At 45.0% G+C, this 6564-nt stretch carries 7 protein-coding genes; 5 read left to right on the top strand and 2 right to left on the bottom strand.

Going from position 1 to position 6564, the window contains the following annotated elements; all coding sequences use genetic code 11:
* Positions 1-6: 6 nt before the first annotated feature.
* Positions 7-309 carry a DUF4176 domain-containing protein gene (locus QYB97_RS25035; protein WP_301168713.1) on the bottom strand — a complete coding sequence of 101 codons (303 nt, stop codon included), beginning with the start codon at positions 307-309 and terminating at the stop codon, positions 7-9.
* Between the two features lie 185 nt (positions 310-494).
* Here QYB97_RS25035 and QYB97_RS25030 point away from each other — a divergent pair, with 185 nt between their 5' ends.
* The 4 genes from QYB97_RS25030 to QYB97_RS25015 all read left to right on the top strand — a co-directional run bounded on the left by QYB97_RS25030 (position 495) and on the right by QYB97_RS25015 (position 4990).
* Positions 495-1184: a response regulator transcription factor gene (locus QYB97_RS25030; protein ID WP_301168712.1), complete on the top strand. Its 690-nt coding sequence runs from the start codon at positions 495-497 to the stop codon at positions 1182-1184.
* Positions 1181-2185, top strand: a complete 1005-nt coding sequence (locus tag QYB97_RS25025; protein ID WP_301168711.1) for a sensor histidine kinase — start codon at positions 1181-1183, stop codon at positions 2183-2185. Before QYB97_RS25030 ends, QYB97_RS25025 begins: the two co-directional genes overlap by 4 nt.
* Positions 2186-2289: 104 nt before the next feature.
* Positions 2290-3051, top strand: a complete 762-nt coding sequence (locus QYB97_RS25020) for an ABC transporter ATP-binding protein (RefSeq protein ID WP_301168710.1) — start codon at positions 2290-2292, stop codon at positions 3049-3051.
* Positions 3041-4990: an ABC transporter permease gene (locus tag QYB97_RS25015; RefSeq protein WP_301168709.1), complete on the top strand. Its 1950-nt coding sequence runs from the start codon at positions 3041-3043 to the stop codon at positions 4988-4990. Before QYB97_RS25020 ends, QYB97_RS25015 begins: the two co-directional genes overlap by 11 nt.
* A 39-nt stretch (positions 4991-5029) precedes the next feature.
* Here QYB97_RS25015 and QYB97_RS25010 read toward each other — a convergent pair whose 3' ends face one another.
* A complete protein-coding gene (locus QYB97_RS25010) occupies positions 5030-5584 on the bottom strand; it encodes a hypothetical protein (RefSeq protein WP_301168708.1) in 555 nt (184 codons plus the stop codon).
* Between the two features lie 133 nt (positions 5585-5717).
* On the opposite strand from QYB97_RS25010, the gene QYB97_RS25005 reads away from it, so the two are divergent.
* Positions 5718-6539 carry an SDR family oxidoreductase gene (locus QYB97_RS25005; protein ID WP_301168714.1) on the top strand — a complete coding sequence of 274 codons (822 nt, stop codon included), beginning with the start codon at positions 5718-5720 and terminating at the stop codon, positions 6537-6539.
* Positions 6540-6564 lie beyond the last annotated feature (25 nt).

Here is a 6564-nt window from a genome sequence, read left to right as displayed (position 1 = left end):
TTTTCTTCACATAGTCTCTTCACCATATTCCTCATCACTGGTTAATTTTTCTCGTTCTACTTCGAGTTTGGTGCTGAGATCCTCTTCTTCATCGGAGATATAACCTTTATGAAGGATGGATTGGATCTTGCAATGCTGAAAGTAGACGTTGTTGTTGCTGTTGCTGTGCCCTATCGGATAACTGCATCCAATGTAATCAAACAACACTTCATCAGCAGCGATCGACATGCGTCCATAGATCATAACGGGACGGTCGGAGCCCTCGAGTGTAACAACCGTACCGATTGGCAGCGGAAATTTTTCTGTCATGGGTCATCCCTCCTTCATCTTATTCTTCTATCACACGGTTTACCATGGACATCTATTCTCCTTCTTACCCCGATTTCCAAGGATGTATCCCTCCCAAACAGCAAGGCTCCTGAATCGTCCTTATCGATCTCCCGCCCTTTTGCTATAATAAGGGAAATAAGGATACGATCGTGTGGTGAACCTATATGTTTAAACTATTGCTTGTAGAAGACGATACCTCGCTGTTTCATGAGATGAAAGAACGGCTCAGCCAATGGTCTTATGAGATTTGCGGCATCAGTGACTTCAACTCAGTTTTTCAGGAGTACACAGACCTCAATCCCGACCTGGTGATCATGGATATCCAGCTGCCCAAATACGACGGATTCCATTGGTGCCGGATGATCCGCTCACATTCCAACGTACCGATTATCTTTCTGTCGTCACGTGACCATCCATCAGATATGGTAATGTCGATGCAATTTGGGGCAGATGATTTTGTTCAGAAGCCCTTCCATTTTGATGTGCTCATCGCTAAAATTCAGGCTATTCTCCGTCGGGCGTATAACTATAGTACAGAGAAAACAGAACTTCGGACGTGGGCCAAAGCAACAATTGATTATGACAGAAACACGGTAACCCATGCGGAGGGAACCGTGGAACTGACGAAAAACGAGATGTTTATCCTGAAATTGCTTATAGAGCAGAAGAATAAAATTGTAAGCAGGGACCATCTCATCAACAGCCTCTGGGACGACAAGCGGTTTATCAGTGACAACACCCTTACCGTCAATGTGAATCGCCTGCGGAAAAAGCTAGAGGAAATCGGATTGGGGCGCTATATTGAAACAAAAGTTGGCCAGGGATATAAGGCGTTGGAAGAGGACCTCTCATGATCCGCGCCTTCCTTATTGAACGGCGAAGCTGGATTGCTGCTTTTCTTGTTCTTCAGCTGGCTATTCTATCTGTTTGTTATATTGATTCTTCCATTCCAGTCGGTTCCGTGCTTTACGTCATTTTTCTGTGCCTGATTCTGTTCACTCTATTCCTGGTCTATCGCTATCAAAAAGAAACGAAATTCTATCAGCGGCTAAAGGAGCGGGAGAACGATTTCGACCTGACCAGCCTGCCGGAAGCAGAAACCCCGTTTGAAAAAATTATAGAAAACAGCCTGGTCGGCCAGAGTACATATTTAAAAGAAAAAGCAGCCTATTATCAAGCTGAAACGGAAGAGACTAAGGATGATCTGCTGGGATGGATTCATGAAGTAAAAACACCGCTGACCGCCCTTCGGCTGATGATTGACCGTCTCGAGGATGAAAAGCTGAAAACTTCTTTTTTATATGAATGGCTTCGTATTCATTACCTCCTGGATCAGCAGCTTCACCAGAAACGACTCCCTTTTATGGAAAATGATCTTTATATGGAGAAAGTGGAACTTGGAGATCTTTTGTTCTCGGAAATAAAAACCCTTCAATCCTGGTGCATTCAAAAAGGGATTGGTTTTGCCTTGCAGCTGGAAGAAACTGAAGTATTAAGTGACAGCAAATGGCTCTCTTTCATTGTAAGACAGCTGCTGACCAACGCCGTCAAATACAGCAAAGACTCAGACATCCTCATTTCCAGCGGTACGCGCGGCGAAAGAGCCTTTCTTCAAATTACAGATCATGGACGCGGCATTGATCCGAGGGACCTTCCGCGGATCTTTGAGAAGGGCTTTACTTCAACGGTGCACCACGGTGATCATGCAGCAACAGGTATGGGGTTGTATCTGGCACAGAAAGCCGCTGCCCCTCTGCTGATCGGGATTGCGGTACATTCCGAGCTTAAAAAGGGAACCACATTCACGCTATCGTTCCCCAAACCTAATGACTTCTTGAAGATTACGGGCATGTGACATCTTTGTCACATGCTTTCCCCTTTTGTTCGGAGAATCGAAGGAAGAAAGAATTCTTTCCTTTTATACTTTAGTTATCAAGAAACAAAAGGAGTGCAGGATCAGTGACCATATTAGAAGCCAAAAACCTACACAAAAGCTACGGCAATAAATTCAATAAACAAGAGGTGCTGAAAGGGCTTGATTTTAGTTTTGAAAAAGGTGAATTTGTCAGCATTATGGGGCCGTCCGGTTCAGGAAAAACGACCCTGTTGAATGTCCTTTCTTCCATCGACCGGATCAACAGCGGTTCGATCATGATTGAGGGCAATGAGATTACCGGAATGAAGGAAAAGCAACTGGCCGAGTTCCGCAAACACCATCTCGGGTTTATTTTTCAGGAATACAACCTGCTTGATACATTGACGGTAAAAGAGAACATCCTGCTGCCTTTATCTGTAACGAAGATCTCACCTGCAGAAGCAGACCACCGGTTTACCATGCTGGCAAACGAGCTTGGTATCTATGAGCTTAAGGACAAATATCCGAACGAAATTTCCGGCGGACAGAAACAGCGCACATCTGCTGCACGGGCATTTATCCACCAGCCGAGCATTATATTTGCCGATGAGCCGACAGGGGCGCTCGATTCTAAATCGGCTTCCGGCCTGCTGAACAAGCTTTCAGAACTGAACCGGAGCCGGAACGCGACGATCATCATGGTTACCCATGATCCAGTGGCAGCGAGCTATTGCAGCCGTATCCTTTTTATCAAGGATGGCCAGCTTTACACCCAGCTTCATAAAGGAAACCAGACGAGGCAGGAGTTTTTTAAGGATGTTATGAAAACGCAGGGTGTGCTTGGCGGTGTTCAGAATGAGCATTAAGCAGCTGATTTTCCGCAATCTGAAAAAGAACCTGAAAAACTATTATCTTTATGTATTTGCGCTTATTTTCAGTGCAGCCCTTTACTTTGCCTTTGTGACCCTTCAGTACGATCCTTCCATGACTGAAGCGAAGGGATCCATCAAAGGAGCGGCGGCACTCAAAGCCGCTTCCGTTTTACTTCTAGGCATCGTTACCATCTTTCTGTTATATGCCAATAAAATTTTCATTAAAAGGCGAAGCAAAGAAATCGGGCTGTTTCAGCTGATTGGTATGACCAAAAACAAGATCTTCTCTATCCTTACAACCGAGAATTTCCTTCTTTACTTTGGATCCGTTCTCTTGGGCATCCTTTTCGGCTTTGCGTTCTCGAAGCTGGCCATCATGATTTTATACAGAGTCACAGGTGTGGAAGCCATTGCCACCCTTCATTTTTCCGCACAGGCTTTGATCCAGACTCTCATTGTCTTTGTGGGCATCTATCTTTTGATCATGTTAACCAACTTTATTTTTATCAAAAGGCAAACCATTCTTTCACTGTTCCGGGTGGTTTTATCGACGGAAGGCAAGGTCAGTAAAATCTCGATGCTGGAGATTGTAATCGGAATGCTTGGCTTAATTTTCATTATCGTGGGCTATTATGTTTCATCCAAGCTGTTCGGAGGTGATTTCAACAACGAGGCCAAGCTATATCTCGCGATGATTGCAATTCTCGGTTTTGTTATTACGGGAACCTACTTGTTTTATAAGGGGACTGTTCGTTTTGTGTTCAACCTCATCCGCAAAAAGAAAAACGGATATCTGTCCGTAAATGAGGTTCTCTCCCTGTCATCCATTATGTTCCGGATGAAATCGAACGCTCTTTTGCTCACGATCATTACGACCGTGTCCGCACTCGCCATCGGGCTATTGTCATTAAGCTACATCTCTTACTATTCTGCCGAAAAAACTGCCCGAAATTATGTGCCCAATCAATTTTCGTTCACTAACACTGATACAGCCGGTACATTTAAGGAGAAGTTAAACGAGAATCATATTGGGTTCAAGGAAACGAACGTTGAAGTTCTTCGTGTAAGGGCGGATCTTTCCTCTGTTATGAAAGCGAAGCTTGAGGCTTCCTCTACAGCCACCGGGCTCAATCCAAAAAACGTAATACTTTCCGTGGTCAGCGATTCTAATGTAAAAGGCGAAAACCTCTCCAAACGGAACATATATTTAACAGGCGTATCCGATCTTCAACAATCCTTTTTTAAGATTCAAGACTCCGGCCAAATCATATGGAAAACGAAAAAGGAAAAAATGTTGCAAAACTATACCGGCATGAAAAAGGATTCTGTCGTATCCATTCCTTTTTCAGCAGGAATGCCAACAGCGGTCGTTAACGATTCTGTGTTTCAGGTCCTTAAAGACGGGCTCGATCCATCCCTCCAAACCGATGCCTCTCATTATGTCGGCATTGATGTCACGAAGGAAACCGAGCTCCAAAAAGCGAATGATCTGTTTCAAAAGCAGCAGTATAAAGCAGGCCAATTCTCAAGAATGGAAATGCTTCATGAACAAAAGCAAAACATGGGTCTGATCATGTTCATCGTCGGTTTTCTTGGACTCGCATTCCTTATTACCTCAGGCTGCATTCTCTATTTTAAGCAGATGGATGAGAGTGAAGAGGAAAAGCCGAACTACACGATTTTGCGAAAGCTTGGGTTTTCGAGAGGAGATTTGCTTGCGGGAATTCGTTTCAAGCAGCTGTTCAACTTCGGAATCCCGCTCGTATTGGGGCTGATTCACAGTTATTTTGCCGTGAAGTCGGGGTGGTTCCTCTTTGGAACTGAATTGTGGACACCCATCATCCTGGTTATGGTTCTGTACACCGCGCTGTACTCCATCTTCGGCATCCTGTCGGTGGTATATTATAAAAAAGTGATCAAAGAAGCATTATAAGAAAACGCTCCGGCCGGTATGCCCGGAGCGTTTTCAGCGTTACTTTTTGTATTGGCGCAAATCAAACCGGGCGATTTCTTCCTTTCCCGTGTATACCACCAGCGTCGCATCCATTGCTTTACTCTTCAGCTTTTTCAATTTAGCAGCAGAAGGCACGTGAATGCCTCCCACATCATACGTCAGTGCAAAATCTTCCTTTTTATTTTCTTTTAACTCGGAGGGATACGATGCGCCATATCCTAATCCGGATTCCTCATAATCCCATGGCTTGAAAATGTTAAATACAACGGTTTGTTTGGACTGAAAAGCCAGGGAGTCGCGAGGCTGAATCTTTATTTTTATCTGCTTATCCTTATGTATCCCTCCCACTTTGTTATCACCCGTATTTTTTAGAACAAACTTATAATATAAAGAAGTCGGCACCACATCTTCACCTTTTCGTTCACCCTCTGTTATGATTTCTGATCCTGTTATATCTTTATCATGAATAATAACTGCACTTGCCTTGGTGAGTGTTACTTCCGGCTTTGATGAACACCCGCCGAGCAGCAGTAAAAGAGTGCAGAAACTCATATTGAAAAAAAGTTTTTTCAATTTCCTTCCCCCTTCGCTTTCCTTGTGTTATACCCTCCATCCCAATTATTGTAAACGGTTACCCTCTTTTTCTTAATGTTTATTCCTATTCTTCTCGAGGAATACACCCTACAGATTAAAGGAGGTTGTTATGATGGGAAGACTTGAAAACAAGATTGCGGTTGTGACCGGTTCCGCAACCGGGATTGGAGCAGGAACGGTGAAGCTCTTTGCCAAAGAAGGAGCGACCGTTATTTGTGCGGACATCAATGATGATGACAATCACAAAACAGTAGAAGAAATCAAACAGGCGGGTGGAACAGCCGAAGCCTGCCATGTGGACGTATCCAGCGAGGAAAGCGTGGTTGAATTCGCAAACTACCTTAAAGAAAAGTACAACCATATTGATGTTTTGTTCAACAATGCCGGCGTAGATGCAGAAGGCGGAAAGGTGCATGAGTATCCAGTGGAGCTGTTTGACAAGATCCATTCCGTTGATTTGAGGGGAACATTCCTGATGAGCAAATACCTGATCCCGCTAATGTTTGGGCGCGGAGGTTCCATCATCAATACATCCTCCATGTCAGGGCGCGCCGCTGACCTGAACCGCTCGGGCTATAATGCCGCAAAAGGCGGTGTCACCAACTTCACGAAAGGGATGGCGATCGATTATGCCCGCGAAGGCATCCGCGTGAACTCCATCTCTCCGGGAACCATTGAAACTCCGCTCATCGATTCGCTGGCGGGCACGAAGGAAGAAGAAGCCGGGAAACAGTTCCGGGAAACGAACAAATGGATCACCCCGCTCGGGCGGCTCGGTGTTCCTGAGGATATTGGCCATCTTGCCGTGTTCCTTGCCTCAGACGAAAGTGCCTACCTGACCGGCGAGGATATTACCGTCGATGGCGGTATCATGGCGTACACGTGGCCTGGCAAAATGCTGATGGAGAAGGGCTGGAAGGAAACCACCGAATAAGCAGACTAAAAGCCGCAAGCATCGG

The organism is Fictibacillus fluitans (genome assembly GCF_030418125.1).
GTDB classification, from domain to species: Bacteria; Bacillota; Bacilli; order Bacillales; family Fictibacillaceae; genus Fictibacillus_C; species Fictibacillus_C fluitans.
This window is presented reverse-complemented; position numbering and strand designations above follow the sequence as displayed.

Bases quoted from the DNA above. Each gene is read 5' to 3' on its own strand.
- QYB97_RS25035 (WP_301168713.1), bottom strand. From the start codon at position 309: ATGACAGAAAAATTTCCGCTGCCAATCGGTACGGTTGTTACACTCGAG.
- QYB97_RS25025 (WP_301168711.1), top strand. From the start codon at position 1,181: ATGATCCGCGCCTTCCTTATTGAACGGCGAAGCTGGATTGCTGCTTTT.
- QYB97_RS25005 (WP_301168714.1), top strand. From the start codon at position 5,718: ATGGGAAGACTTGAAAACAAGATTGCGGTTGTGACCGGTTCCGCAACC.
- QYB97_RS25030 (WP_301168712.1), top strand. From the start codon at position 495: ATGTTTAAACTATTGCTTGTAGAAGACGATACCTCGCTGTTTCATGAG.
- QYB97_RS25015 (WP_301168709.1), top strand. From the start codon at position 3,041: ATGAGCATTAAGCAGCTGATTTTCCGCAATCTGAAAAAGAACCTGAAA.